General features: G+C 57.3%; 20 protein-coding genes, 2 tRNA genes and 7 pseudogenes. 12 read left to right on the top strand and 17 right to left on the bottom strand.

The genetic code is table 11. The features are described 5' to 3' along the window. The first annotated feature begins 21 nt into the window (after positions 1 to 21). The 3 genes and pseudogenes from BSG09_RS09605 (at position 22) to BSG09_RS09595 (ending at position 4232) form a co-directional block, all read left to right on the top strand. Positions 22 to 1296, top strand: a complete 1275-nt coding sequence (locus tag BSG09_RS09605; RefSeq protein WP_175542183.1) for an AAA family ATPase — start codon at positions 22 to 24, stop codon at positions 1294 to 1296. Next, positions 1293 to 3146 (top strand): 5-methylcytosine restriction system specificity protein McrC, encoded by a 1854-nt coding sequence (locus BSG09_RS09600; protein WP_092932521.1) that lies wholly within the window; start codon positions 1293 to 1295, stop codon positions 3144 to 3146. Before BSG09_RS09605 ends, BSG09_RS09600 begins: the two co-directional genes overlap by 4 nt. A gap of 256 nt (positions 3147 to 3402) precedes the next feature. Then, positions 3403 to 4232 (top strand): annotated as a pseudogene (locus tag BSG09_RS09595) (IS5 family transposase). 179 nt (positions 4233 to 4411) lie between these two features. Here the strand turns inward: BSG09_RS09595 and BSG09_RS09590 are convergent. Beyond that, positions 4412 to 5860, bottom strand: a complete 1449-nt coding sequence (locus tag BSG09_RS09590; RefSeq protein ID WP_092932519.1) for a hypothetical protein — start codon at positions 5858 to 5860, stop codon at positions 4412 to 4414. A 174-nt stretch (positions 5861 to 6034) separates the two neighbouring features. Between BSG09_RS09590 and BSG09_RS21830 the strand changes: the two are divergent. Beyond that, positions 6035 to 6733, top strand: a pseudogene (locus BSG09_RS21830) (IS6 family transposase). Positions 6734 to 7267: 534 nt separating this feature from the next. Here the strand turns inward: BSG09_RS21830 and BSG09_RS09580 are convergent. Then, entirely contained in the window at positions 7268 to 8377 is a 1110-nt protein-coding gene (locus tag BSG09_RS09580) for a restriction endonuclease (RefSeq protein ID WP_092932517.1), read from the bottom strand. 131 nt (positions 8378 to 8508) lie between these two features. On the opposite strand from BSG09_RS09580, the pseudogene BSG09_RS21275 reads away from it, so the two are divergent. Further along, positions 8509 to 8660: pseudogene (locus BSG09_RS21275) on the top strand (ISH3 family transposase); the annotation flags it as partial. A gap of 308 nt (positions 8661 to 8968) precedes the next feature. Here BSG09_RS21275 and BSG09_RS09575 read toward each other — a convergent pair. Next, the gene (locus BSG09_RS09575) at positions 8969 to 9982 is read right to left on the bottom strand and encodes a tyrosine-type recombinase/integrase (RefSeq protein ID WP_092932515.1); all 1014 of its coding nucleotides are present in this window, start codon (positions 9980 to 9982) and stop codon (positions 8969 to 8971) included. A gap of 292 nt (positions 9983 to 10274) precedes the next feature. On the opposite strand from BSG09_RS09575, the pseudogene BSG09_RS21270 reads away from it, so the two are divergent. Then, positions 10275 to 10483: pseudogene (locus BSG09_RS21270) on the top strand (DUF7692 domain-containing protein). A 27-nt stretch (positions 10484 to 10510) separates the two neighbouring features. Here BSG09_RS21270 and BSG09_RS20165 read toward each other — a convergent pair. From BSG09_RS20165 to BSG09_RS09555, 3 genes and pseudogenes are all read right to left on the bottom strand, one after another. Further along, on the bottom strand, positions 10511 to 11314 hold the full coding sequence (locus BSG09_RS20165; protein ID WP_139246204.1) for a hypothetical protein: 804 nt from the start codon (positions 11312 to 11314) through the stop codon (positions 10511 to 10513). 52 nt (positions 11315 to 11366) lie between these two features. Further along, a pseudogene (locus tag BSG09_RS09560) lies at positions 11367 to 11742 on the bottom strand (hypothetical protein). Positions 11743 to 11880: 138 nt separating this feature from the next. After that, entirely contained in the window at positions 11881 to 12243 is a 363-nt protein-coding gene (locus tag BSG09_RS09555) for a hypothetical protein (RefSeq protein ID WP_092932511.1), read from the bottom strand. A gap of 569 nt (positions 12244 to 12812) precedes the next feature. On the opposite strand from BSG09_RS09555, the gene BSG09_RS09550 reads away from it, so the two are divergent. The 3 genes from BSG09_RS09550 to BSG09_RS09540 all read left to right on the top strand — a co-directional run bounded on the left by BSG09_RS09550 (position 12813) and on the right by BSG09_RS09540 (position 15929). Then, on the top strand, positions 12813 to 13286 hold the full coding sequence (locus BSG09_RS09550) for a DUF5812 family protein (RefSeq protein WP_092932509.1): 474 nt from the start codon (positions 12813 to 12815) through the stop codon (positions 13284 to 13286). A gap of 118 nt (positions 13287 to 13404) precedes the next feature. Then, positions 13405 to 14280, top strand: a complete 876-nt coding sequence (gene secF, locus BSG09_RS09545) for a protein translocase subunit SecF (protein WP_092932658.1) — start codon at positions 13405 to 13407, stop codon at positions 14278 to 14280. Beyond that, positions 14277 to 15929 (top strand): preprotein translocase subunit SecD, encoded by a 1653-nt coding sequence (locus tag BSG09_RS09540; RefSeq protein ID WP_092932507.1) that lies wholly within the window; start codon positions 14277 to 14279, stop codon positions 15927 to 15929. The genes secF and BSG09_RS09540 overlap by 4 nt, the downstream gene beginning before the upstream one ends. Positions 15930 to 16096: 167 nt before the next feature. On the opposite strand, the pseudogene BSG09_RS21100 reads toward BSG09_RS09540, so the two are convergent. The 4 genes and pseudogenes from BSG09_RS21100 to BSG09_RS09525 all read right to left on the bottom strand — a co-directional run. Then, positions 16097 to 17260, bottom strand: a pseudogene (locus BSG09_RS21100) (outer membrane protein assembly factor BamB family protein); the annotation flags it as partial. Between the two features lie 197 nt (positions 17261 to 17457). Then, positions 17458 to 17532, bottom strand: a pseudogene (locus tag BSG09_RS21720) (twin-arginine translocation signal domain-containing protein); the annotation flags it as partial. A gap of 239 nt (positions 17533 to 17771) precedes the next feature. Continuing rightward, positions 17772 to 17843 (bottom strand) — tRNA-Thr (locus BSG09_RS09530). Between the two features lie 178 nt (positions 17844 to 18021). Further along, a complete protein-coding gene (locus BSG09_RS09525) occupies positions 18022 to 18810 on the bottom strand; it encodes a DUF7114 family protein (RefSeq protein WP_092932503.1) in 789 nt (262 codons plus the stop codon). Positions 18811 to 18870: 60 nt separating this feature from the next. On the opposite strand from BSG09_RS09525, the gene BSG09_RS09520 reads away from it, so the two are divergent. Further along, positions 18871 to 19575 (top strand): enoyl-CoA hydratase/isomerase family protein, encoded by a 705-nt coding sequence (locus BSG09_RS09520; protein ID WP_092932501.1) that lies wholly within the window; start codon positions 18871 to 18873, stop codon positions 19573 to 19575. Positions 19576 to 19663: 88 nt separating this feature from the next. On the opposite strand, the gene BSG09_RS09515 is transcribed toward BSG09_RS09520, so the two are convergent. Beyond that, entirely contained in the window at positions 19664 to 20458 is a 795-nt protein-coding gene (locus BSG09_RS09515) for an NAD+ synthase (RefSeq protein ID WP_092932499.1), read from the bottom strand. A gap of 131 nt (positions 20459 to 20589) precedes the next feature. On the opposite strand from BSG09_RS09515, the gene BSG09_RS09510 reads away from it, so the two are divergent. Beyond that, positions 20590 to 20660 (top strand) — tRNA-Gly (locus BSG09_RS09510). Positions 20661 to 20764: 104 nt separating this feature from the next. On the opposite strand, the gene BSG09_RS09505 is transcribed toward BSG09_RS09510, so the two are convergent. The 6 genes from BSG09_RS09505 to BSG09_RS20150 form a co-directional block, all read right to left on the bottom strand. Continuing rightward, positions 20765 to 21730, bottom strand: a complete 966-nt coding sequence (locus BSG09_RS09505) for a transcription initiation factor IIB (protein WP_092932497.1) — start codon at positions 21728 to 21730, stop codon at positions 20765 to 20767. A gap of 107 nt (positions 21731 to 21837) precedes the next feature. Continuing rightward, positions 21838 to 23328, bottom strand: coding sequence for a hypothetical protein (locus tag BSG09_RS09500; protein ID WP_092932495.1), 1491 nt, complete (start codon positions 23326 to 23328; stop codon positions 21838 to 21840). Positions 23329 to 23469: 141 nt separating this feature from the next. Further along, positions 23470 to 23904 (bottom strand): universal stress protein, encoded by a 435-nt coding sequence (locus BSG09_RS09495; protein ID WP_092932493.1) that lies wholly within the window; start codon positions 23902 to 23904, stop codon positions 23470 to 23472. A gap of 87 nt (positions 23905 to 23991) precedes the next feature. After that, entirely contained in the window at positions 23992 to 24354 is a 363-nt protein-coding gene (locus BSG09_RS09490; protein ID WP_092932491.1) for a hypothetical protein, read from the bottom strand. Position 24355: 1 nt separating this feature from the next. Continuing rightward, a complete protein-coding gene (locus BSG09_RS09485) occupies positions 24356 to 24595 on the bottom strand; it encodes an amphi-Trp domain-containing protein (RefSeq protein WP_092932489.1) in 240 nt (79 codons plus the stop codon). Positions 24596 to 24684: 89 nt separating this feature from the next. Further along, entirely contained in the window at positions 24685 to 24879 is a 195-nt protein-coding gene (locus BSG09_RS20150; protein ID WP_139246201.1) for a hypothetical protein, read from the bottom strand. A 430-nt stretch (positions 24880 to 25309) separates the two neighbouring features. Here BSG09_RS20150 and BSG09_RS09475 point away from each other — a divergent pair, with 430 nt between their 5' ends. Beyond that, positions 25310 to 26146 carry an NAD(+)/NADH kinase gene (locus BSG09_RS09475; RefSeq protein WP_092932485.1) on the top strand — a complete coding sequence of 279 codons (837 nt, stop codon included), beginning with the start codon at positions 25310 to 25312 and terminating at the stop codon, positions 26144 to 26146. Positions 26147 to 26216 lie beyond the last annotated feature (70 nt).

The raw sequence follows: 26216 nt of genomic DNA, 5'->3' as shown, positions 1-26216 counted from the left end.
GTCGTGGGATAATAAAGACCTATGAGCAGTATCGGGGAGTCATCTGGCTACTCACTTGATGACGCTAAACGACTCAACTCTGAGATTTCTCGGGATCAGGATACAGCGCAGCGTGTTATCGAAGACGCGACCGATTCAGAGACAATACAATATCTATTGAACGAACTGGACGAGAAATTTGGAGAGAAACCCGTTGACGTTCTCCACGACGGCGAAAGGGGGATAGGACCAATTCGGAAAGCTATCCTAAGTTCGAACCATATATCGGCTGAACTAAAGAGGGACGTTGTTTCCCGCGAAGATGATCCACGGAATCTGAGCAAGGTTGTCCCAAAGGCCGTGTGGGAGAACGCGCTCGGTGCCTTGGCAGTGGGTAAGCCGGTCGTGCTGTACGGGCCTACGGGTACGGGGAAGACTACGCTTGCCAAACAACTGGCGATGGAAACGGCAGTCGGCTACGACATAGAAACGGCTGCTCCATCTTGGACGGATCAAGATATCATCGGACGAATCGCACCCGACTACTCGGGGGAGAGCGTAGAGTACGTCAAAGAACCGGGTTGTGTTTCGAATGCCGTCATTCAAGCACAAGATTTTGACGAGAACTGGGGGCTGATAATTGACGAACTGACCCGAGCAGACATCTCTAGAATCTTCGGTCCCCTTTACACTGCCATCGAAAATCGATCTCAGACGCTATTCGAGACGAGCTCTGGAGAAACGATCACTCTCGACTCCAGAGTTAAAATTATCTGCACAATGAACGTGTCCGACAGGACGGTCAACGAACTGGACGACGCAATTACCCGCCGGTTTGCAATGATAAAGGTAGGCGGATACGATCGGGCTGCCAGAGAAGAACTGTTCAGTGGTTGGGTGAACCATCACGTTGAGAATGGGCAGTTGAGTACATCACAACTGGTCAATCTGTTCCACGCAGACTACGAGGGACTGAATTACGGAACAGACGACGGGACTGGAATCCACGAGTTCGGGCCTATGCACTACCGTGACGTTGCCGCTTTCCTTGGTACCGTCACTGAATCCAGCCCTGGCCCAGAAGACGACCCAGGGGTCGGCGTACACAGAGACGACCCCCCGCGAGCTGTGGGAGAGGCGTTCAAGATCTACATACTGCCACGTCTGCTGAATGATGCGACGTTCCCGCAAATCGAAGAGTTGCCTAACCACTATCGGAGACTGGACGACGAATTTGACCAGTTCGACTTGACTCCCGCAATCGAACTCGCCGAACAACGGTACGAAAGCGAAGAACAGAGACTCAGCGGCCGATGAGCATACGACCGGGGCAGAGCAGGGATGTTGAAGGGGCGCTTCAGCCGCGGCTACAGGTCGAGGAGAAAGGTAAGCGGAGAGTACGCCAGTATCCGCCAGATATCGTAGACCAGCTGAAACGGGCTGCATTCATCGAAGGTGAAGCGGCCAATACCTACATTAAAAGGGTCAGTCCGACAAATGATAACTCAGACCCCAAGGTCGTCACCGTTGAAGTCCGAGACAACGAACTGGTCATTGATGTAGAAGATATCGTCGGGATTGTCAATCTCACACCAAACGCGACGCTCCAGATTGATCCGAAAATCGGCTGGGGAGAAATCTTGGAGATGTTCTTGGATGTCGGCTACCATCGCCGATCACTGAGATATCGGGGCATCCCGATTCGGGATTTCCTCGCAGATGATATCGGAATTGAAGATATATTCATCGTTGTTGCAGTCAATTATCTCAATAGCTTGGACGATATCTTCAGACACGGGTTCATCCGTTCATTTGAACGTAGACGAACAGAGGCACTGGACGCGAGAGGCCAGATTGATATACACAGCAGCCTTCGTAATTTTGATCTCCCGAAAGGCGTGCCAAAGCACGTCTTCGTTCAAAAGGACGTTGAGTACAGCATTCCAGTCAATGATCTGATTTATCGTGCTGGGAAAGAGCTACAGAGGCTGTTCCACTTGTACGCAGGTGCGAGTGACAACCAAAATTACACGCGAATATACTCGCGGCTTGAGCGAGCAATCAAACGACTTGAAAGCCGCGGCGTTACGGGGAAGAGTGTCTCGCTGAGCGACATACCAGAGATCACCACGAACGATATTCCCCGACAGCGCCACTATTACGCACAGGCACTGGAAATCTCGAAGACGATCCTTTCCTCTTCGATTGGCCAACCCTTAGACCAGGGCCGAGAGGAGCTATTGATGGAGTACATCATCGGGATGGAGTCTCTCTTTGAGGAATACGTTGGACTAGCACTGACGGAGGAACTTGAGTACCTACAAGGGAACCCGATGATCGATGGGTTGGATAGCTTCAGCATCAAGAAGGAGTCCTACCAGTTGTTTGAAGATGATAGCATCTCCCTTCGAAGCCAGCCCGACCACGTGATACGGTCCGATGAGGGAGTTGAGGCGGTACTCGACAGCAAGTACTATGCCAAAGCGAAAAACCCACTCAAGGGTAGTTGGTCCCGATCTCGGCTACTCTCCTACGGCTTCCATTTGGAGACGGAGAACTTGGCGATGGTGGCTCCGCTCGCAGAAGCGGAGACATTCAAATTCCAAGGTAGGAGCGGTGGTTTGACCATCATCACTCCCGAGGCGGACGAGTTCTCTACTGAAGGACTTAGAAAGGCAATTCAAGACTACCTCCGTGACCGCTTCGGCAAGCAGCGCAGCACCAATGCGACTACTGATTTACGTAACAGGCCAGTCTGCCATCCAGAGGTGGAAGCGTCGAACCTGACCGATATCATCGGTGAGAAGCGACTCACACCAGCGGCCGTGGCAGACAACACGAGAGCGATTCTCAACTATATCGTGAGGGACAAGCGCCTCTCCAATAGATTGAATCCACGAGAAGTTCGGCCTATCCTTGGTGCAAACCGGAAGTTGCAAAGCTATCTGGAAAATGAGGTGGCCGACGGTTGGGACGTTGTTGTTCCCTTCTTCATTCCAGCTGGTGATCCAGACGCAGAGGCTATCGCACAGGATAATGAACTACTTGAGGTCCGACCCGATCTTGGTGACGCGAACGAGTACATAAGGATACACTGCTTCCAAGTCGCGCAAAACGGCCTACTCTCCGATCACTACTCTCCGCCTCCATTTGGGTTGAACTGGTAGCCCTGCTAATACCCAGTTAGACACTTCCCGTTCACTCGCGGTTGCTATCCATAACGCCTCCGCCTGCACATAACAGATAGTTCTGATCACTTTCGGTATTGGGGTGCGAAAATTTGGTCTAGGTGCTCTGTTGAAATCCTCAAGCAGCGACAGGTTTCAGCGGCCGTGCTGAATATACAGCGCAGGCCGTGTTTAGACGCTGCTCAGTTGACGTCTTGACCGGGATTATGTGGAATTGAGCGAGGGAGCGGCGAGTATGCCGTCTCAACTCGCCCGCTTCACCGACCGATGTGTCGATTTGTCCCAGAACGCTGTCATCGGCAAGCCAGCGCCGGCGATCAGGAAGGGTGACGGCGGCTACGCTGACTGGGTGATTATCTCGATCCACTGCCTCCGGGAATACCTGAACCAGCCATATCGCCTGTTGCTCGACATTCTGCACGAGATGCCCGGAATCGCCGCGAAACTCGGACTTTCTGTGAATCAGCTGTCGGATTTCACGACCGTCTGTACGCGGAAACAAGATCTCAAAATGCGGATCTGGCGGGTGTTATTGCGGCTGTCTGTCTCACTGCACGACCTCGGCGACGTTCAGGCGATCGACGCAACCGTCTTCAAACGCCATCAAGCCAGCCGTCACTACGTTCTCCGCGTCGGCTACAACTTTGACGATATCAAGACGACAGCACTCGTCGATTGCGATACCAGCGTCATCCTCGACGTTCATTGTTCGATGAAACAGCCGCACGATACACAAGTTGGACGACAGCTACTCACGAGAATCTCACCAAGCTTACCACGATTACCGCCGACAAAAGATACGACTGGGACGCGCTGCGGCACGAACTCAGGGACGCTGGCATCCGACCAGTGATCAAACATCGAGAGTTCTACGCGCTCGACAAAGCGCATAACGCTCGCCACGACGAGAATGTCTATCACCGACGGTCGATTGTCGAGGCGATATTCTTCGTATTGAAACATCGGTTTGGCGAGACGTTGCGGGCTAGAACGTGGTTTGGCCAATTCAGAGAACTCGTCCTAAAGGCTGCCGTCAGAAACATCGAGCAAGCTGTGAGGCACTGATACCACTGATCTCACGCGTCTAAACAAGCCCTACAGCTCATATTCAGCATGGCGTGACGAGCGAGCGCAGAACAGCGAACTGGTGAAGTACATGTGCGGTGATTCGGTCGAGAAGGGCTCGATGAACGAGCCGATTCCTATTATCGGAAGAATATCTACCGATTGGGTATCTGAGCAGTTTAGATGTTATTTATAATTGTCTTAATATTCTCAACAATTGGCCTGTTAAGGGTGCGCCCCGTCAGAAGGGAAAAGGGAATAAAGAAACCAACATAAAATCCTGTCAGGTGAGCTAGCACGTTGGTGGACGGCGATACTACCAAAAATAAGCCTGCAAACCCGATTACGCTAATCAACACTCCCCAGAACAATACCGAATTCCGATATGGGCTAAACACCTGAAGGGGTTTGAACCCGATGCGTCGGAAGAAATAAACCAGAAGTATTGTACCGACGATTCCAAATCCTGCAACATATTCCGTAAGGAGGGGGAGCCGTGGTGATACAATTGAAGCGAAACCGAAGGCGATCGACAGAGAAATCAGACCGGGAACTAATGACCAGATAGGGGTGACAGTTTCCTCTTCTGAACCCCATGCCACAAATAAGAAGACAAACAGAGTCCCCAAGAAGGCAGCATTAACGCCGGAGAATCCAGATGCGAATCTTCCTGGGAGAATTAGACTCACCCAACTCGCTAAGAACGGAACAATCAGAAGGTTGAATAGCGAGATGGCGAGGAGTTCTCGCTTGTATCCTGCAATGATTGCCAACGGGAACAATGCTGACATGATGAGGAGATACGCTTGAACGTTTCCCCAGAGGAAAGATGGGCCGGCGTGGACATATGAAGAAGTAAATGCGAGGGGCAAAACCTCTGGCTGAAGGATTGATTCAGCAGACAAGGGTAGCGCCCATGCTTGGGAATCTACACTCGCTTCTACAGCAGTGAGTATGGAAGGGACTAGCAAAAATGCAAGTACAGATTCTATAGCAGACGCGCGCTGCCATGCATTACGCCATGGGTGAAGTAAAATCTGAGCTAATTCTTTAGCTCCAGACGGTGACGGGGAATCCTCCTGCTGTTGCGGTTCTTTTCTTTCGTTAGGAGTTTCATCACCACTACTCTCCTCGTCATTTGGGGGAGTGTCCATATGACACTCAAGCGATTCCATGGCTTCCTGACGAGCGTCTTGTAAATACGATATAGTGCTTTTGAACGTACCCGCAGCTGACATTCTCTGCTCCAAAGACGCATCATCGTCGTTTTCTACTTTCGAGCAGCCCGCCCGTTCTTCTTTAGCAATTAATGCATTAGTGTAGTATTCAACTACCTTTTCAATTTCATCCTCTGAGAGCAGACCTATGTCGGCTAAATTAGATTGATAAACATTGGTGGGGATGAAGTCATGTTCTATGTAAAAATAGGATCCAGAGGCGCTGTCAAGCATATCTTCAGCCGCGCCCAAGGTGTTCGTTGCCTGTATCTCAGCGTACAGAGCACTTCGTATCTTTCTTCTTTTTGTGCGCTTCCTCAAATATTCACGCAAGTACGCTACGATGATGACCGCTGAGGCTCCGATAATCCCGGAGAGTATATTCCCTATTCCAATTCCACTTTCAGCCATATTGATAATCCCTCAACAGAATATTATGAAATTATGGATATGCGGATAGTGGTGGAGTTCTTGCACACCAGAGCTATCTCGTTTGTCTTCCTGTTTAGACGGACTTTTTCGCGTCTATGCACTGCTAGATTGAGGTTGAACTGAGCGGAGTTCTTCGAGGGAAGTGGGAACATGCTGCTCGAAGAACTCCAAGTCGATGTAACGGGTTCTTCTGATGTGGAATTTTTGGATAGCGATCGGACGCGCACGCCAGCCTGGCTGATCAGGCTGGCGTGCGCTGCCCATGCTGGAGCAGCCTCGTTAGCGGAATGTCGAGACCTCTGTGAGTGGTTCGGCGTCGAACGACGCCGAGCTACGATTCAGCACTGGTACTAAGCCTACGCTGATTATTACGAGCAAGACTTCACAGCAGAGCTGGACCGTGTTGCGGTCGATGAGAAACAGATTCAACTCGGGAACGAAGAGAAAGCGTGGCTCTACGCTGCAATTGATGTCGATTCGAAAGTCGTGCTCATGCACGAATTTCGAAGCACAGGGGCCGAGATCCTGGCTGAACAGTTCTTAGAGGAGCTGAAAGAGAAACACCGCGTCGCAGACGCGGAGTTTCTCGTTGATGGCATGGGCTACCTGACTGCCCTTGCTCGAACTAATCTCAACGGCGATTTCAACTACACTGACCGCAACATCGTTGAAAAGTTCTTTCAGACCTATACGATGCGAATCGAGCGGTTCCACAAAACATGGAACGGCAGTCAGACCAGCGCCAAGCGCTGGCTGACTGCCTACACCGCCTACTACAACCACCACCGCAGTCATCAAGCACTCGACAATCAACCGCCAGTTGAAGCCCTCAAACAGAGGGGTTCAATCTAGCAGTGCCCAGCGACCACACCAATCACTCAACGGACAACCGCCAGCGGAGGTGCTAAACTAGACGGGGACTGAAAGGGGAGGTGATCCAAGCAGCCCGAACTTAGCACTACGATAGGGTGTCATAGAACTCTTATCACAGTGTTTATTCCACAGTCTCATAACCGAATCAGCCGTGAGGAACTGAATACATATTTATTAGCAATATTTATATGTAATCTAATGATTACATGCTGGTATGGCATCTGAGTGGGACAGTTTTTGGACAGGGCTCAAAGAACGGCTACTGTTAATCACAGTACAAATGCTAGTTCTGATCGTTCTGGCTGGTGTTTTCGCATATATTGCTACAAATACTTAATTCGTCAAATGCGTCTGAATGCTGTATCACATCGGGCAATCATCTACTCAGAATCAGACAGGAACGAGGTGCTGAACACATCCTCTGAACTGAGCGATTCCTGTTTTGTATGGGAAATATTCTATGACACCCTCACTACGAGGCTGATTCTATCCCAACCCCATATTATAGTTGTATCATTTCGGAAATCGTAAATCGAAAATCCAATCGTCAAGGAGCTCAGGGAAAGTCCTCCCGGTCTTTAATTCCTGAAGTTCGCTATTTCTTATGACTGCTATCGTTATTCCCTGATTCTCAAAAGAATCACGAATGCTAGATAAAGCATACTTACCACGATCTCCTGAAACTGTTCCTGTAGTCACTAGGATTCCAGCTTTGCATCCACTACATCTCACCTTCCGTATAAAATGATTCACGTCGTCTGTCCCAACAGAATCGTCTGGAACGTTTTTGCATTCAACTGGTATAAACCGATCAAATTCATCAAACACAGGATGTGCTTCTTCTCCGTTCCTCTCTAATATTAGATCATATTCTCCTCTTTTAGTATATCTATTCGATTCTCTCACAATAACACCACTTGTTGACCCTATTATATGTTTAGTTAGATTTTCTAATAAATCTCCCTTGTTATTAGTGCTTTGCTTATCTTCTTTATCCTTACTACCTACTCCAGATATTGTCGCTTCAAGACCAGATTCATAACTTTCTAACGACATTTCAAAATAATCTGACTCAATTTTTGATGGTCCAAAAATATCCCAGTCCGTTTGTTCTGTAGGTAAACTGTCCGGTGGAGACAGTTTGTCTATTATATCTCCTATGAACTCATCTAAATCATCTAGATGTTTTATCTGTGTATGGTCTGAAATAAATCCATCCATATTCTTTGAATTGACAGAATATGCTATAATTTCATCAGATATGACCACACTTAGTGATGCATTTGTAGTCATAATATCTGTTAAATATTCGAATGTTTCACTCCGTTGGCCATATCCATCTAGTTTCCCATATGTGGGGGGATCCTGGTTTACAAAATTATATGAATCAATTGCGAGCCAAGGACGGGTATCCGAACTTTTTGCAATAATAGCGTCCGGCCGATACCGACCACTATCGGACTTTTCTGAAGGTAGTGCAACTTCCCAGTGGATATTCTCATCTTCATATCCAAGTGCGGTCAGAAACTGGGTAATTGATTCTCGGGCAAACTCTGTAGAAGTACCAGTCTCATCAGCGTCACGTATCTGCTCAAGTGTCTGCTTTATTTCTGTAGCATTCATGGGTGTTCTTAGAACAAACAGTCTATTAATCCTCTGTCTTAGATGTATACCAAATATCGGTACTTCCCGACTGGTGTGAGAGTTGAAGCTAAAGCGTTGGTCTGATAAGGAAAATGTCTGGTTGTGTGGATGTGTTCAATCTCCCTCAGCCAGACGCTTTTATTTCGGACCCGGATGTAAATGATTTAGAGGAGGATATTACCTGCCAACTCCCTCTGCCAGGGATCGAGGGCTCGCCCCCGGTCCCGGCGATATCTGGGCTGTCGTGGTTCTTCTTTCTGTGCTGAATATGCACCTCAATTCATCACGCCTCTTTGTAGCTGTACTCTGGTTGGTAGATTTCTCATCTGTCAATACGGATCTACACATAACAGATAGCTCTGATCACTGGCGGTATTGGGACGCAGAAATTTGCCCCAAATAAAACGACACCAATGACACCACAGTGAGGATCAGTAGCATCAATACCGTCTATATTGAGAAGTTGCCCGTAATGCCAAGCACGCCAACTGTAAATAGCCCCACACCAGTCAGCAGGATCGCAAATTGGTGAAATCGTAGGATAGTCATTAAACCAATTCAGTCCAAGGTTCAATTATTAGGGAGATAGCGTCGTCGCTGCCGTAGTTTCTCACGATCTGATCGCTGGTCATAATGGCGTTCAAGAACCGCCTCGCTGCAATCCATTCGGTCGCTGACAATATTTTCAGGAACGTCAGATTTGAGAAAATGGGTGATAGCGCCCCGTCGGACTGGATGAGGGCTCAACGAGGAAGGACACGCGTGTGAATGCTCAGTAGGTAGGGCATCACAGCTGTCCAGATCCCGATCGTGAGGACAGCTATCGGTGTAGACGCACGGGCGCGTGTACTGGTAGATAATCGTCCGACCACGAGTCCGACTCAAGCGATCGATTTTCGTCGCAAACAGCGGCTTTCGGTCGTACTGATCAACGACCCTCGGATGATTGACCGAGAGCCAGTCATCTAATACCTCGCAGACTGGATCACTCAGTGCGACAAGTCGTTCGCTCTTTCGCCCGTTCTTGAGTGAGGTCCCCTCCTCGGGTCGGTGGACAAGTGTGAGGTACTGCTCGTCAGCGTTGTAGTCTCCAATATCGAGCCCAATCGCTGCGCCGATACGAAGCCCAGTGTGCCAGAGGACCTCTATTAGCGCATGTTCTAAACGCGCGTAGCGGTATTGGTCAAGAAACTGGAGTACCTTCTGAGCTCGTTCAGGATTCAGCAATTCGGAGCGAGCATCCTCCTCGGTCGTCGTTGGAAGAATGATCTTCTCGTCGAGTCCTGGTTCGACTGCATCGATCGTGGCACAGAAGCGGAAGAACATTCTCAGGGTAGCGAGCTGCCCCTTCATGCTGGCAGTTGCGAGCTCGTCTTCGTTTCTGCGTTTGACGCGGAATCGGTGGATGTCTCGCCCAGTGAACTCGTTGAGATTGTCGATACCGTCTTCTTCACACCACTGCACGAACTGCTTGAGCCGATACCGGTGAGATTGGATCGTCGCGTCCGCGAGTTCGTGACTCCGTTCGTCGAGGTACATCTGCATCCCCTTTGCTGGTGCGAGGGGTTCGAGGTTGTCTGTCATGATCTCTCACTGAAGGCCGATGACGAGCGATTTCTAAACGCGCTTCTGAGCGCTTCTCACGTCTACCAACAGCTGGCTGAGGGCCCCGAAGATTCTGGATGTTCCCCGGCAGGGCCCATGTTTCTCGCGGCGAACACCTCGTGAGCCGCGAGTACATGCTGTCCTGCCGGTTCGAACGAGACGACGGCGAGCGAAGCGAGCCGTCGGCGTGGTTCGAATCCGGCAGGGCGCTCTGTGAACGCGAAAGCGACCTGCTCGAGACGATGGCAACTACGCCTATCGCGAGGATGCAATCGAGCGAGCAGCCGACTTCTACGACTGTAACAAGACGAAAGCCGTCGTCTCGGCCTGCGAAGATGTCCCTCGTCTCGTCACAGCGCAAAACAGGTCCTCGAGCGCGACGATCTCACTCACGAGCAGCGCCAAGAGATCGCCGAGACGCTGTCAACGAAGGTGACGAGCTTTGAGGTTCAACAGTCGGTAACTATAGAAAGAGACTGATCTCGCGTCTATAACGCAAAATCTCTCTTATTTAGCTTCCTCTTGTGCATTTTCGACCCACTGAGGGACTTCCGTCTCGGCGACATCTGTGTCTGATTCGAATCTCAGATCTATGGTCTCCGTTTCGTCGGCAATTACTCTATTTATTAGGTACTGAGCGTAGGTTTCGGTATCCGAGGTGCGATCCCAAGAGACGTTTGCGGATTTGACTTCGTACGAATCTTTGTCAACGATCACTTGACCGGCTGAATCAGTAATTCGGTAAGGGCGAAAACGGTGGCCACCAAACCATCCGTCTTGAGGCTCGTATACGCGGTTCTCGGCCGTTTCATCTACCTGCCGATACTTCGTGCTTTGGAGGACGTTGGTGAATAGTTCTATATTTGTTATGATATTATCCGCTTGATCTTCCGTCGTGTTTTCTAATATCACAAGGATAACTTCTTCATCGGCGCGATCTTCACGAATCAATTTCCGATCATCGTCGTTTTCTATCTGCTCTATTCGCTGGTCAACTGAACCGTCTCTTACCTTCATTCGTATATATTTGTCTTCGCCAGGAGATTCTTGATACGACTCAGTAAGATCCTCATCTGACCCTATAGACCGATACCGCGATCCATTGGCTGTCACGGTCGCCTCCAATTCGACCAGTAGTTCTCCGTCAACGACTATTTCACCGGACAGTTCATACTCACTGGTCTCAGGAGAAGTGAACGGATCACGATAGTCTAACTCTGTAGTTGAGGGCGGATATACGATGGAAAATACAAGTCCAAGACAAACCACTGTCAACATTCCAATTATAACACCTGCAGTTCGCCGATTCATGTTTCGAAAAAATTACCTATGTGCTATAAAATCGCTGAAGTAAGACAGATCGCTAAAATATAGCACTGATCGAAATCTTCGCTTGTTCGGTTCCGCGGTGATCGCCACCACCGTGCCACCGAAGCAAGGGGAGATCGCTCGAGCGGACCATCTTGTTCTGGAGGATCGTCAGTCCTGAGCGCCCATGTGGCCGGTAAACGACAAAACAGTACCAGCCGTCGTGCCGCCGGAACTTCTCATGGTATTTCCGGTAGACCTTCCAGTTGCCGGGCTGGCCGTTGGCGTGTTTGTGCATCGTTGATTTGATCTCGACGGGAGTCCCGTTGCCGAACCTCGCGTCGTGCCCGCTCGAGATCGAATCGTCGCTTCTCGGCCATCCGTTTCTCGACGGCCGTCCCAAAGTGGTTGGCTCGTTTCGAGCAATTCACGCGCACCACGCGCGTTGCGCGCTGTTATATATACGCCTCCGCTGCCCCCAAGCCGCGCGCCCATCGGGAGCGGAGCAGGCTGTGGGCTGTGACTAAAGGGGATGTGAATGCGCTTACCACCTATGCAACCCGACGCAGTCATGCGATTCTCTCCTCGACTTTGCTAAGTGCCTCTGTGTGCTTTCCTTCTTTCTGGTACTCCTTCCATCGAGAATTGACCCATTCATGGCTGTACGGCACGAATTTGGCGGTTTCACGGTCGCTCATTCCCTCCTGTTTGCACTGGATCACCGTCCAGATTGCCGTCATTCGGGCCGATTCGTCGGCCTCCATATCGTCGGTTTCCTCTCCGTAATCCGACCAACTCCAATCGCTGGCCTCTTTCGTGTTGTATCGGTAGTTCGTCGGAGGGATTCCTTCGATTTCGGCCTCTATATCCCGTAGCTCGCTTCCGAAGTGCGTCCAGGCTGCCCGCCAGGTCCTCGAGCGCGATGAACTCACACGCAAGCAGCGCTGGGAGCTGCCGAGACGCTGTCGACGCGAACGGTGCCGTTCGATGTTGAAACCGCGCGTGTCGTCACTACTGAGTTCGGTTTTCGTTCGAGAAACGCCGGCCAGAGGCCAGCGTTTGAGCCCCCATCCGAGAGGAAATGTATCAATCGGGTGGGTCTGGGATCGGTGATGATGTGGCTATTGACGGTGGATCGATCCCAGGTGCGCGGAGAGAGTCCGTCTGTCTCGAAGTCGATCGGAGTCGATCTCGCATTGACGGAATGATCCCTCCGCCATCTACGGATTTGCAGTGTGTTGAAATAACCCTGTTGGCCGAATGATAGGTACCGTAACAACTAACAGGAATTACCGAAAACAATGAATTGCCTCCGGAACATCCGGAGGTATCCCCCACCCCCCATTACCGTTTTGCGAAACCCCGAGTCGATCGAGAGCGGTGCGTGCTGCGTTCCACGGTGATCGCCGCTATTGTGCCACCGTAGCAGTAGGTGGGCGCTCGCACAGCCACACGACCCAAAGCCGAAACCCCGAAATCCATCCACCACCAACGAGCGCCCATGAGCGAAAAGACGGGGACGTTCGTCGTCACGCACGCCGAGCCAGAGTCGGCGGTCGTCCGCGACGTCGAGACCGCACAGGTCCACCCCCTCGCGTCAAATCCCGACCTCGAGGTCTACGACGTCCTCGAGGCGACCGTCGCACCGGAACCGCCCCTGGAGATTGCGTGGGAAGTGATCGACGTCGCGGAACGGCGCTCGATCGAGTTGGTCGATAGCGATCTCGAGCCGACCCAGCACGAAAAGGCGCTGGCAGCCGACGCCGAGGTCGGCGACCTGATCCAAGAAGAGCGCGCCGGGACGGGTGAACTGCATGTGTTCTGTCTCCCCGAAGACGACCTCGAGGCAGCAGCCCAGGACGTCCTCGAGGACGACGAGACGATCGCGCGGGCGGCCCGACTCGAAGCGGTTCGCGTAGAGGTGCGATGTTCGGCAGCCGACGGCGTGATGAGCGTCCGATACCTACCGGACTGAGCCAGTGGGTCGTCGTCGCGAGTGGCGGGGCCGTCGGAGTCGATTCGCTGACACGCGGCGATGAAAGGGAGTCGAAATGGAGAAGGCTTACTTCGGGGGCCTGCAAGAGAAGCGATATATGGCGTATTTCGACGTACCGGAGATCGAATACAACCGGTACAGTAACCGCCAACTCGCGGCGGTTCCGCTCGCGGTCCTCGCGGTTGCATTGCTCGTCCTCAGTGGATCGTTTCTCGTGTACGGCACGCCGGTGCCGCTGGGGATGGACTTCGCCGGTGGGACGGAACTGACCGTCCAGACGACGGCGTCGGCCGACGAGATCTCGTCGGCGTTCGATCAACAGCCTGAATCGGTGACTGGGGCAGGCGGCGAGAACCAGTATATCGTGCAGTTCGCCTCGACCGACTCTCAGTCCCTACGAGAGCAGGCTGAATCGAACCTGGCCCAAGACGGCGACAGCGCGATCGTCCAATCGATCTCGTCGACGTCGGCGAGCTTCGGCCAGGGAAGCCAGCAGACGGCCCTCATGGGACTCGTCATTGCCTTCGTCGGGATGAGCGCGATCGCCTTCCTGCTGTTTCGGACGTTCGTCCCCTCGATCGCGATCGTCATCTCGGCGTTTTCGGACCTCATGATCCCGCTTGCGTTCATGCGACTCGTCGGGATTCCGCTCTCGCTTGGGACGGTCGCCGGCCTGCTGATGTTGATCGGCTACTCCGTCGACTCCGACATCCTGTTGAACAACCACGTCCTGCGCCGCAGCGGTGACTTCTATGAGAGTACCTACCGCGCGATGCGCACTGGCGTCACGATGACGGTCACGTCGATGGTCGCGATGCTCGTGATGGGCGTCGCGGCGTTTCTGTTCGGCATCGACCTGCTGGCATCGATCGGTATCATCCTGTTCGTCGGCCTCGCAGCTGACCTGATGAACACCTACATGTTGAATCTGAGTCTGCTTCGCTGGTACAAATTCGAGGGGGTCCGCTCATGAATCCGATCAGCACCGTCAAGTCCAACTGGCGGGTGCTCTTGCTGGTGGCGTTCGTCGGCTTTGCCGTCGTCGCCCTGTTCATCCCCGGCGGTATCGTCGCCGACAACAGCGTCGCCGGAAACGAGAGCCTCCAGGAGAGCCCCACGAACCTCGAGTTCGGCCTCGGCCTCGAGGGCGGGACCCGGCTGCGGGCCCCCGTCACGGGGATGACCGCCGAGGGGGTCGCACCTGACGCGGTCAGCGACAACGGGCAAGTCGACCAGAATCGGATCGACGAACTCGAGGCAGCGCTCCGCGGTGACGGGGCGGACCAACTCGGCCTCGAACCGGCCAACGCCAGCGTCCACGTCCAAGACGACGGAACGGTCGTCGCGGAGGTGTTCACCGACGACGTCAGCCAAGCGGAGTTCGCTGCGGCACTGCAATCGGCAGGCGCTGACGTCTCAGAAGACGATATCCGCGACGGCGTGAGCCAGCGGACCCGCGATCAGATCATCGAGACGATCCAAACGAAGATCAACGCTGCGGGGCTCTCCGGTGGCACAGTTTACGAGCAGACGACGCCGAACGGCGACCACTATATCGTCGTCGAAGTGCCCAACATGGGCTCCGACGAACTCCGCACCATCCTCTCAGAGCGCGGCGTCGTCGAGGTCGTCGCCTACTATCCCACCGAAAGCGGGAACCAGACCAACGAAACGGTGCTGACCGGCGACGACATCGCCAGCGTCGACCCACCTCGACAAGAACAGTCGCGGCCGGGACAGGCAAGTCAGGGCTACGTGGTCCCGGTTCAGGTCAGCGAGGACGCCGCACCCGGGTTCCAACAGCAGATGAACGAGCAGGGCTTCACCGATCCGAGCGAAGGGATGGGCCGGTGTAGTCTTGATACCACCAACGGGACCGTCGACTTCGACCACGAGAACGATCAATACTGTCTGGTGACGGTCACCGACGGCAAGCCCGTCGCCGCACACAGCATGGGCTCGAGCCTGGCCGAGACGATGCAAAGCCAAGAGTGGGCCAACGACCCCATCTTCCAGATGGGTGCTCAGAACCAACAGGACGCCCAGTCGCTCTCGGTCAATCTGCAAGCCGGCAGCCTGCGCGCACCGCTTGATTTCGGTGAGAGTCAGGTCTACTCGATCGAAGCGGCCCACGCCGACCAGTTCAAACAGTACTCGTTGCTGATCGGGCTTCTCTCAGTGTTTACCGTCAGCGGCGTCGTCTACGCACGCTATACGGACACGCGCGTCGCCCTGCCGATGATCGTCACGGCACTGGCAGAGGTCGTCGTCTTGCTCGGATTCGCCGCGTTGATACGTATGCCGCTGGATCTCTCCCACGTCGCCGGGTTTATCGCCGTCGTCGGGACCGGGGTCGACGACCTCGTGATCATCGCCGACGAAGTGATGGACGAGGGTGACGTCAGTTCGGAACGGGTCTTCCAGTCGCGGTTCCGCAAAGCCTTCTGGGTCATCGGAGCCGCCGCGGCGACGACCGTCGTGGCCCTCTCGCCGCTTGCCGTCTTGAGCCTCGGCGATCTCCGCGGATTCGCGATCATCACCATCCTCGGCGTCTTCATCGGGGTATTGATCACTCGCCCCGCCTACGGTGACATCCTGCGTCGCCTGTTGACCGACCGGTAACGCTCGTTTTGGGCGGTCTCACCGCCTGTCTCGACATCGTGGACACCAGTCGACGGTGTCACCATCACCGTGCAGACGCGAAATCGTACGAGACAGGGCCGTTACACGACGGACAGTTCGGCATTCAGATCACCACGATACCACAGCGCTGCGAGTGTCACAAGCGATCAGCCAGCAGGTACAGCACACTCGAGCCGAAGATTGGTCAACTCGTCAGCAGGCGTCGTTCCCTGGCCGATGAGCGGCATCGGGCCGATCGGCACTACTCTCGAGGGCGAAGAGGGTCGCATCGACGTACTCGGCTTCGAGTTCGGTGGGGTCGTACGTCGCCGTGTATGCCGTTTCATCGACGACGACAGGCGTTCCGGCGGTGTTCCCGCTTCGAGTACGTATCCCCACTCGTACTCACCAGACGCCGCGTCAAGTGCGAAGACGAGTCCCTTGTAGTAAGCCGGGACTTCGGGCTCGGGGCTCGACGCGGGTCCGTACTTGCCACCGACGTATAGTGTCCCGTCGGCCACCGTCGGATCGCCGGCGAGGTAAGCATCCGTCTCGTAACGCCACTCCAGCGTTCCGGTTTCCGCCGCGAGTGCCGTGATCGTCGCGCTCCGCCCACCGGCGTTCGTCGGATCGCCCACGTGGGTTACGAAGTAGACGCGCTCGTCATCGACCGCGAGTCGACTGATGTATTCGTCGTCCTCGTCGCCGACGAAGGAGTACATCCAGCGGAGCGTGCCATCAGCTGCCGACCGTGACTGGATACCGTACTCGGTTTCCCCCGTACCACGTTCGACGCCGAACACGCGTCCATCACGCACGGTCTGGACCGTGGCATCCCCGCCGGCCTCGGTGGAGATGTTCCACTGCACAGAACCGTCAGCAGCGTCTAACGCGCTCCCAGTACTGACGAACAGCGTTCCGTCGGCGTAGCTGATCTGGCCACCAACAGCGTCGATTTTCCAGACTGTTTCTCCGGTGCTCGGATCGAGTCGACAGACATTCCGACCATCGTCCGACCGACCGAGACGCGACGTGTAGAGGTTCCCCGCCGCGAGGAGGGGATCGGCCCAGTCCGAGTTATCATCCCTGTACCAGCTCGTCTCGCCGGTGTCGGCATCGAGCGCGACGAAGCCGCCCTGACCGTCTTGAGAGATACTTGGTGGCTTCGTCGCAAAGTAGAGCATCTCGTCGCCGACTGCGGGCGTTCGGGGCGCAGGGAGATCAGTTCGCGTCCACAATTGGTCGCCTGTCGTGGAATCGTACGCAGAGACGTATCCCGTACTGTCGTCGGTCCCGGTCTCCGTCGCCACTGCAAGATACAGCGTGCCATCGGCGAGAACCGGCTCGGCAGCGTATCCTGACCACCGGTACGCATCGTGCCGTCAAGGGAGAGCGACCAGTCGGTGGTCGCGTAGGGAGCGGGGCCGGCCTCGGCTATCGCACCTGTTCGCTGTGGCCCCTCCCGAAACGTCGTCCAGCCGCGAGGTTGCTCCCACTGATCGGTTCCGGTGGTCTCCTGAGCAACAGCGATACCGCCGACGCCTGTGGCACCGACTCCAAGACCGAGCGTCTTCAGGAACGCTCGTCGAGAATCGTCGAGCATGTGCGCTTCCGTCTCACCGTCCGGTCGTTACTATCCGTCTGTTAGCCTCGTTGAGGAAAACACAACGATCGATCCGTCGACGCCCTCGAGCGCTCGTATCGACATCCCGCCCGTTTCTGAGGCCCGTCCTCTCCTAGCTTTCCAAGCGGGGCAACGAAGAGGGGCTGCGCTATTGAACAGACGCTCGAAGACGATCAGTAAGGGCACAGTGGGAAACGTCCTCGCCAGAAAGCAGGGAAAGCCTAGGCCGGGATTTGAACCCGGGCTCTCGTCCTTACCAAGGACGCGCTTTACCGCTAAGCTACCCAGGCGCGTACTTCTTCGTTGTTCGGAGCCGTCTTTATGGGTTTCGATTCGGACGGGCTATGCGTCGGTATGGCGTAGCGAGCTCCCAGTATCTATCGTCGCCACTGGCCGTCATTGCAGCGGCGATCGCACGTCAGTGCGCGATCGGTGACGAACTCGAGTCAGCCGGTGTGAGAAATACGATCAGTGATCCGTCGCCGATGTCGCTCGATCAGTCGTTGAGTCCTCGAGCGACTGTTCGCGGACCTTCGCTTCGAGATCGGTCAGACACTCCGTGACCGGCGGGAACGAGGTGCCGGTCGCGTCGGCGATGTCCGTGGCGACGGCGAGCAGTTTGGGTGACGGGGTTTCGTCGACAGCGACAGCGCCGGTGCGGACGGCGAGTTCGAGCACGTCGCGTTCGAGATTGGTGTCGATCGATTCGGGATCGGTGCTGTCGGTCCCGATATCTGCCTCCGTCTCGGCCTCGAGTTCAGTGCGGCAGGTCTGGTCGCGCCCGAACGACTGGACCGTGCGGACGGCTTTCCCTGCGGCGTCGGTGTGAGCCAGCAGGTAGAAGCCGCGTGCGACGAGGATATCGGCCGCGAGGATCGCGAGGTCAGCATCGCTGGCATCGGCGTCGGTCGCCGTCCACGGTTCGTCGTGAGCGAGCGACCGCGTCAGTCGGAGCCCCTCGTAGATGAGCTGGACGCCGGCGGCGTGCGTGACGATGCTCTCGGGGTCGTGATCGCGGTCGGACGCATGTGATTGGTGGTGGGTCCCAGCTTCGGGCTCGATGTCGTGGCAGCGGCCCTCAGCGTCCTCGAGGGCGTGGCCCTCGGGAGCCATCGCCACAGCGCTCTCGAAGGTGAGTGCTGCGGGAACCATCGATGCCCGGTCGAGGACGGATTCGATGTACTCGTACAACCGTGGTGGTTCGACGTCCGCGACGGCCTCGACGGCGGCACGCCGACAGCTGTCGGCCTTCTCCATTAGCGGGGGGTTACGACGGAGTAGGCAAAGACCTTTGGAAACGCCTGATCGACTGCAACTATGATCGACGTTGACACGAACGGATCGATTCGGACGATCACGCTCGACCGCCCCGAGGCGCGCAACGCCTTCACCGTCGACGGGCTCACCGCGCTCGAGACGGCAGTCGACGACGCCGACGAGCCGGTGGTCTATCTCCACGGGCGCGGGCCGGCCTTTTCGGCGGGAGCGGACCTGAACGCGGTTGGAGCCCTCGAGGGGGATCGCGACCGTGCAGCCGAGTTTGCGCGACTGGGCCAGCGCGTCGCACGCGCGATCGAGGACACATCGGCGATCGTCGTCGCCGGGATCGACGGCCCCGCACGCGGTGGCGGCCTCGAGCTCGCGCTGGCCTGTGACGTCCGCATCGGCACACCCGACTCGACCTACGGCGAGCCGGGCGTCAGCTTCGGGCTGTTCGGTGCCTGGGGCGGGACCGTCCGGCTGCCACGCGTCATGGGCGAGGGCGACGCCCTCGAGTTCGCACTCACCGGGCGATCGATCGATGCCGAGGAAGCGCTCCGAATGGGCGTGATCTCGCGCATCGAGGACGAGCCACGGTCGGTCGCCGAGGAGATCGCGGCAAACGCCACCGACACGCTGCCGGTCCTGAAACGACGGCTCCGTGACGACAGCGAGCGGGCGACACAAGAGCGACGCGAGGCCGCAGCCTTTGCCGATCTCGTCGCCGCCCACGCCGACGATATCGATGCCGTGCTCGAGTGAACAGGAGCCGAACAACTCGCACGCACAGCGACCTCAGTGACGAGCAGAGAACGTCTCGCTGAGCGAACCGGACCGGCCCCGGTCGATATTACTCGAGTGGCGCTGGAGCCGGCGGCACCGTACGCTTGTGTTCGCTGCCGTCGTACATCCCGCGAACCCGCTCGACCGTCTCCGCGTCGACCTCAAGCAGCCGGCAAGTCGCCGCCACCGAGAGCGGGCCGTCGATATGGGCCGCCAGAATCGAGTCGAGTGTCTCGTAGCTGATTCCTAGTTCGTCCTCATCGGTCTGGTCGGCCCACAGCTCGGCGGTCGCGGTCTTTTCTGCCAGGTCCTCGGGGACGCCGACGTGGCGGGCAAGCTGGCGAACCTGTGCCTTGTAGAGGTTCCCGATCGGGTGACAGTCGACCGCGCCGTCGCCGTACTTGGTGAAATAGCCGACGGCGGCCTCGCTGCGGTTGCCGGTGCCCAACACCAGCCGGCTCTCGTGATTGGCGACGAGATAGTTGAGCACCGCCCGAACACGGGCACGGGCATTGCCGACGGCTTCGTGGTCACCCTCGGCTTCAGGGTAGACAGATAGCAACGAGTCGACGATCGGCTCGATTTCGATCACGTCGTAGGTAATCTCCAAATTCTGGGCGACCCGCTCGGCGTCGCTCATGTGTTCTTCGCTGCTGACGTGTGCCGGCAATACGAGCCCGTGGACGTTTTCTGCCCCAAGCGCTTCAACGGCGAGATGGCCAGTTAGCGTGCTATCGATCCCACCCGAAAAACCGAGGACGACGCCGTCGGCACCCGCAGCCTCGACCTGGTCGCGAATGAACCCCGTGATGTGGTCGCGCTGTTGCTCGAGTTCTGCCTCCGAAAAGCGAAGGTCGATCATGTGACAGGCTAGGGGTGGTGGTGCCTAATAGGCTCCCCTCCCTGCGAAAAAGTGGTCGAACGACCGATTTCGATGTGTGCTCGAGAGCGCTACGTTGAAGTGTAATCGGCGGGTACACTCGAACGGATCGCGCGCTGGTGGTCTAGTGGTAGGACATGAGCTTCCCAAGCTCATAGCCCGGGTTCAATTCCCGGCCAGCGCATTTCTCGAGGACTCGTCTGAGAGACAGTCACGACACTGTCAGCGATCAAGAACAGTATCAGCCTGTGTCGCGTCCGCCGTCGAGACTCGAGCGCCGACGACCGCTTACTCGTGAATCCCCATCGCTTCGATCTGCTCTTGATACCGGTTGCGGATCGTCACTTCGGTTACCTGCGCAACATCGGACACCTCCCGCTGGGTCTTCTTTTCGTTACAGAGCAGTGAGGCGGCGTAGATCGCGGCCGCGGCGTAACCAGTTGGGGACTTGCCCGAGAGCAGTCCCTGTTCGGTCGTCGTATCGATGATTTCGTTGGCTTTCGCCTGGACCTCCTCGGAGAGTTCGAGTTCCGAGCAAAAGCGAGGCACGTACTTTTTGGGATTGACCGGTTCCATCTCGAGGCCGAGTTCTTGGGCCACATACCGATACGTGCGGCCGATCTCCTTGCGCTCGACGCGTGAGACGCCGGAAACTTCCTCGAGCGAGCGGGGGATGCCTTCCATCCGACAGGCGGCATAGAGGGTGCTGGTCGCGACGCCTTCGATCGAGCGCCCGCGGATGAGGTCTTCGTCGAGTGCACGCCGGTACATCACACAGGCGACCTCGCGCACCGAACGGGGAATGCCGAGTGAGGACGCCATCCGGTCAGTCTCGGAGAGTGCAAACTGCAGGTTGCGCTCGCCGGCGTCTTTGGTGCGGATGCGCTCTTGCCACTTACGCAGGCGGCGCATCTGGTTGCGTTTGTCCGAAGAAAGCGACCGGCCGTAGGCGTCCTGGTTCTTCCAGTCGATCGAGGTCGTCAGCCCCTTGTCGTGCATCGTCTGGGTCGTCGGCGCGCCCACCCGTGACTTGTTCTGGCGTTCGGAGTGGTTGAACGCCCGCCACTCTGGCCCATGGTCGATGTTCGTCCCTTCGACGATCAGGCCACACTCGTCACAGACGAGTTCGCCCTGATCTTCGCTTTTGACGAGGGTCCCGCCACCGCATTCGTCGCAGGCACGCTCACCCGCTGATTCCTGCGTTTGTTCTGTCGTTCCAGGATTACGTTCGCGCTGGCGGGGTGGGCTTGCCATGTCATGTAGAGAACAACGGCGCAAGAACTTAAGGCCTCGCCGCGATAGAACGCCGGCCTCACAGAGGAGTGACGAGCCGTTTCACCGATAAATCGACGCGACGGCGGTCAGAAATGACCCGACAGCGTGCCGACCAGCACCAGTACCCACATCGCGATTCCGACCAGCAACATGTCGTTGACCCTCGAGGGGCGCGCTGCGCGTTTGGCCGCACCGCCAGCGAGCAGTCCGAGCGCGACGACGACGAGCATCCGCTGGACGACGACCTCGAGCGGCAGTGTATCGACGCCGAGCATACCGTAGTCGAGCCAGATCGCGACCGCAAGCGAGCCCGCGGCGACGACGGCGGCGTCGAGCCGGCGCGTCAGCCCGCGTGCGATGAGGTAGGTCGCCGTCGGGAGACCGAGGCTGATCACCGGATACAGTACCGCGGCGATCTGGTGGGGGCTGAGGAACGTCGCGCGGTGCTCGAGCACGATACCGCCCGCCCGCACGCCGAGCAACAGGGCGATGATGGCAAAGGCGAGGGCAAAGTGGCCCCCCTCGAGTCGGGCGAGTAGAGCCGCAAGGCGACGACGATCGGCGGCGGTCAGGTGATGGTCGAGGGCGTCGGCCGTTCGCTGTCCCAGTCGGTCGGTGACGTGGTCGGCTCCAGTGGAGTCGTGAGAGCGACGCCTGCGAGCCTGGATGCCGACCAGCGTGGGCACGACGAGCAGGCCGGCGAGATCGACTACCGTCGCCCAGCCGTCGGCATCGGAAGAGTTGCTGTTCCCAAGATAGATCCGCCGTACGTCGTCTTCGACGTCGATCTGGGGATGGGCCATAAAGTTGGACTCGACGGTTCGCTGAGCGGCTTGTGAGCCGTGGACGCGGTGGCGGAGCGTAAACCAGTCGAAGTGTTCGGAGTGGGTCTGCATGGCGACCCAGTCGTCGTCCTCGTTGGGACTCTCATAGAGGCGGATGTGATAGCGCTGGCCGTAGTAACTGCCGTCCTCGAGCTGGCGTGTTTCGGTCGTCCAGTAGCCGCTCTCGTTGGGTCCGGGGTCGACGTAGGCGTAGCGAGTTCCGCCGTCGGCCTCACCCCAGTTGAACTCGGGTAGGCGGCTCCGGGGGCCGTTCGATGCGTTGTCGGTTGCATCGGGGCTCGAGTTGGTCGACGAGTTGTACGTCGAGGTGTTCGACTCGGTGGCGACCGAGTCGTTCGACGGCGGTTCGGTGATCGACTGGGTCTCGTTGTCGGAGGCGTTGCCCCCAACGAGGGCGTACGTCTTCGGGACCGCAGGCTCCTCGGACTCGTTGATCTCGGACCAGTCGCCGTCGCTCGCTTCGACCAGCACCCGCTCGATATCCGCGACATCACCGCGGACGATTACGTTGATCGGGCTCCGCTTTTGAAATCCCTTGCGAGGGCTGAGATACTCCCAGAAGCCGCTCTTGGAGTCGTCGAACGAGACGAGGGCCGGGGTTGGCTGTGTGGTGTGGGTCGGCTCCGCGGCCGGCTGCTGGCTCGACGAGAGCGACAGTGCCATCGATGGCCCACCGATGAGCACGAACGCAAGGAAGAGCAAGACGGCCGCGATCACGAGCGAGCGACGCATGTCTCCGTCAGTAGCGACAGAAGACATATCAAACTGGTGTACCGAGCCGATCCGTCGAAAAGCGGGCAACGGCAAACGGCTCGTCACGTCGGCGATCGGGTGTGAGGCAAGCGTGACCCCGGCTCGTCGGGCGGCCCCGAATCAGTTCTCGACGTCGGGGCCGACGGTGGTGACGGGAACGGGCGCTTCGCGGACGACGCGCTGTGAGACGCTGCCAACGACGTTGCGTTCGTACTCGTCGCCGCTGGTTCCCATAACGATCAGGTCGGCATCGACGTCCGCGGCGTAGTCGACGATACACTCGGCCGGGTTGCCCGTCTCGACTGCCGTCTCTGTCTCGATGTCGTGTTCGGTGGCGCGGGTCACGGCGTTGTCGATTGCTTCGCGGGCGGTCGCCGCGAGGTCCTCGCGGACGCGCTCGACGCGGTCGTCGTCAAGGACGAGGAAGGCACGGTCGTCGACGACCGAGAGGATGTGCAGAGTGGCGTCTCGTGTGGCCGCGATATCGATCGCGTGATCCGCGACGGTCGCCGCGTGCTCGCTGCCGTCAGTCGGGAACAGAATCGTCTCGTACATCGCTGTCTAGACTGTCCTCTCGCGCCGACGGAAAAAGGGGTTTCCCTCCATCTTCGGCGGTGGGAACGCGCAGGCCACCCGATCGTTTCACACACCCGGGATTCCGAGCGCATCGGGCGTGACAAAGCCGATCACCGCGAACGCGTAGACGATCCCGACCGCGACGATCCAGGCGACGAAGCCGATCGCGACGGCAGCACCCCAGCCGCCGGGGTAGCGCCAGTTGATCACGCCGACCCAGACGGCAAGCATCAACAACACACCCAGAATCGGGACCCAGCCGACGAAGAAACTCGTGATCGCCCACGCGATCGCGCCGATCAGTGCAGTCACGGCTGCGTTCGCAAAGCCCGCATCCCTGTCTATCACCAGTCGCACGCCCGCGAGGATGCCGACCGTTCCCACGAGCAGACTCAGGACGAAGATGAGGATCGAGTCGACAACAGCCATATTACCGTTTCCAGCTCAGTTCGATGTCAACCGTCTCGCGGTCCCCTCGCAGCATCGACGACCGTTCGACCACTTCGACCGACACATCGAGCGTCTCCGGCGGCATCAGCGTGACGTTCTTGTTCCCGACGGGAACGGTGATTTGCTCGTCGCCCCGCTCGAACTCCGCCGCGAGGTCCCGAAGGTAGGCGGCAAGTTCGTCTCGTGGCAGTGTTTCGTCGGCGGTCGTCCGTTGGGCCATGCGGAGGTATGGCGTCCGTACCCGCAAAAGTATGGACACCAAACGACACCCTAACTCGCTGTTACTCGGTCAGCCGTCGCCGTAACAGTTCACTGCCCCGGAAAGTGATGGGAACACAGGTTCACCTGCTGGTGAACCGAGACGTCTCGAGAGTGCTCTCGAGAGTGGTTCGCATCGCGGAGCTGCTGGCTTTCGACTGCCAGTCTGGTCTCGGGGAAGTCGTCCGACTGAGCGTAGTTGAAGACGAGGGCATCGATGAGATACGCGATGATACCATCCCACAAGGCGTACGACTCGCCGCTGTGGCTTCGCTCGTTCGCAACGTGGTAACGCCCACATTCTTCAAACCGCAGGTGAAATCATAGATTTCGTTCCGCCGGTTCGCCCGATCCACGTCCATCAGCTCGAGCAACGACACCCTCTCGGATAACCCAGGGAACGGATCGATCGAACTCGAGATGCTGTCGCCTGCGGCAGCAGGCATCGAGACGTGATCGAGCCCTCACGGACTGGTGTCCGACAGGAACGATCGACTCCAACACGAGCCACGAGACACTGACCGCCTCGATGAGTGTCGGGAGTTCGGTGCGGATCGACCCAGGCTGTGTGCCATCTCGATCGGATCGACATCGACGACTGCGAGTTGGCTGGCGGGCTTGGGACCGCAGCAAGACAAGCGTGGCTTTTTGACCACGGGGCGGGAAGCCGCCGACGATGGACGTCGCCGTCGGAATCGTGGCTCAACGGAACAACGAACGAGCACAGGCACTCGCCGCGACCCTCGTCGAGACCATAGAGCGCGAGGGCGCACGCGTCGTCGTCGACGAGCTCACTGGCGAGGCGGTCGACGCGACCGCCGTCCCGGTCGCCGCGATGGCGGGGCGCGATCTCGTCGTGAGTATCGGCGGCGACGGAACGCTGCTGTTCGTCGCCCGTGAAGTCGGCCCCACGCCGATTCTCGGCGTCAATCTGGGCGAAGTCGGCTTTCTCAACGCCGTCGCCCCCGACGACGCACTCGCTGTCGTCACCGACCTCGTCGCCGACCTCGAGGAGACGGGCACCGTCGAGGGACGCGAACTGGCGCGGCTGCAGGCGACGGGCGTCGACACAGAGTGGACGCTCGACCCCGCGCTCAACGAGGTAGTCGTCCACGGTCCCCGGCGGGGCCACGGTGGTGGTGCAACCATCGAGATCTGCGTCGACGGCCAGCAGTATGCTGAGAGCCACGCCGACGGCGTTCTCATCGCCACGCCGACGGGCTCGACGGCCTACAACCTGAGCGAAGGCGGCCCGCTCGTTCATCCGTCGGCCGACGTACTCGTCGTCACGCAGATGGCGGCGACCGAGTCGATGCCGCCGTTAGTGGTCGAACCCGATAGTGAACTCACGCTCACGGTCTCCGGCACCGACACCGCCTACGCGATCAGCGACGGACGCAACCGACAACGCCTCGAGCCGCCGGCGACGGTCTCGATCTCGCTCGCGGACGACTCCGTCACGCTCGTCGGCCCACAGGCGAACTTCCTCGACGGGCTCGACAAGCTCGAGTAGTCACTCCCGATCGGGCAAGTCACGCGAGGTGCCGACCCGCGTTCGATTGGCACGCAGCGACGGACTCGGG

Source organism: Natrinema hispanicum (genome assembly GCF_900111485.1).
Classification (GTDB): Archaea; Halobacteriota; Halobacteria; order Halobacteriales; family Natrialbaceae; genus Natrinema; species Natrinema hispanicum_A.
The sequence above is the reverse complement of the archived record's forward strand: the minus strand, read 5'-3'. Positions and strand labels throughout refer to the sequence as shown.

What these genes read in the sequence shown, in the direction of transcription:
- BSG09_RS09605 (WP_175542183.1), top strand. Translation starts at nt 22, where the DNA reads ATGAGCAGTATCGGGGAGTCATCTGGCTACTCACTTGATGACGCTAAA.
- BSG09_RS09600 (WP_092932521.1), top strand. Translation starts at nt 1,293, where the DNA reads ATGAGCATACGACCGGGGCAGAGCAGGGATGTTGAAGGGGCGCTTCAG.
- BSG09_RS09590 (WP_092932519.1), bottom strand. Translation starts at nt 5,860, where the DNA reads ATGGCTGAAAGTGGAATTGGAATAGGGAATATACTCTCCGGGATTATC.
- BSG09_RS09580 (WP_092932517.1), bottom strand. Translation starts at nt 8,377, where the DNA reads ATGAATGCTACAGAAATAAAGCAGACACTTGAGCAGATACGTGACGCT.
- BSG09_RS09575 (WP_092932515.1), bottom strand. Translation starts at nt 9,982, where the DNA reads ATGACAGACAACCTCGAACCCCTCGCACCAGCAAAGGGGATGCAGATG.
- BSG09_RS20165 (WP_139246204.1), bottom strand. Translation starts at nt 11,314, where the DNA reads ATGAATCGGCGAACTGCAGGTGTTATAATTGGAATGTTGACAGTGGTT.
- BSG09_RS09550 (WP_092932509.1), top strand. Translation starts at nt 12,813, where the DNA reads ATGAGCGAAAAGACGGGGACGTTCGTCGTCACGCACGCCGAGCCAGAG.
- secF (WP_092932658.1), top strand. Translation starts at nt 13,405, where the DNA reads ATGGCGTATTTCGACGTACCGGAGATCGAATACAACCGGTACAGTAAC.
- BSG09_RS09540 (WP_092932507.1), top strand. Translation starts at nt 14,277, where the DNA reads ATGAATCCGATCAGCACCGTCAAGTCCAACTGGCGGGTGCTCTTGCTG.
- BSG09_RS09525 (WP_092932503.1), bottom strand. Translation starts at nt 18,810, where the DNA reads ATGGAGAAGGCCGACAGCTGTCGGCGTGCCGCCGTCGAGGCCGTCGCG.
- BSG09_RS09520 (WP_092932501.1), top strand. Translation starts at nt 18,871, where the DNA reads ATGATCGACGTTGACACGAACGGATCGATTCGGACGATCACGCTCGAC.
- BSG09_RS09515 (WP_092932499.1), bottom strand. Translation starts at nt 20,458, where the DNA reads ATGATCGACCTTCGCTTTTCGGAGGCAGAACTCGAGCAACAGCGCGAC.
- BSG09_RS09505 (WP_092932497.1), bottom strand. Translation starts at nt 21,730, where the DNA reads ATGGCAAGCCCACCCCGCCAGCGCGAACGTAATCCTGGAACGACAGAA.
- BSG09_RS09500 (WP_092932495.1), bottom strand. Translation starts at nt 23,328, where the DNA reads ATGCGTCGCTCGCTCGTGATCGCGGCCGTCTTGCTCTTCCTTGCGTTC.
- BSG09_RS09495 (WP_092932493.1), bottom strand. Translation starts at nt 23,904, where the DNA reads ATGTACGAGACGATTCTGTTCCCGACTGACGGCAGCGAGCACGCGGCG.
- BSG09_RS09490 (WP_092932491.1), bottom strand. Translation starts at nt 24,354, where the DNA reads ATGGCTGTTGTCGACTCGATCCTCATCTTCGTCCTGAGTCTGCTCGTG.
- BSG09_RS09485 (WP_092932489.1), bottom strand. Translation starts at nt 24,595, where the DNA reads ATGGCCCAACGGACGACCGCCGACGAAACACTGCCACGAGACGAACTT.
- BSG09_RS09475 (WP_092932485.1), top strand. Translation starts at nt 25,310, where the DNA reads ATGGACGTCGCCGTCGGAATCGTGGCTCAACGGAACAACGAACGAGCA.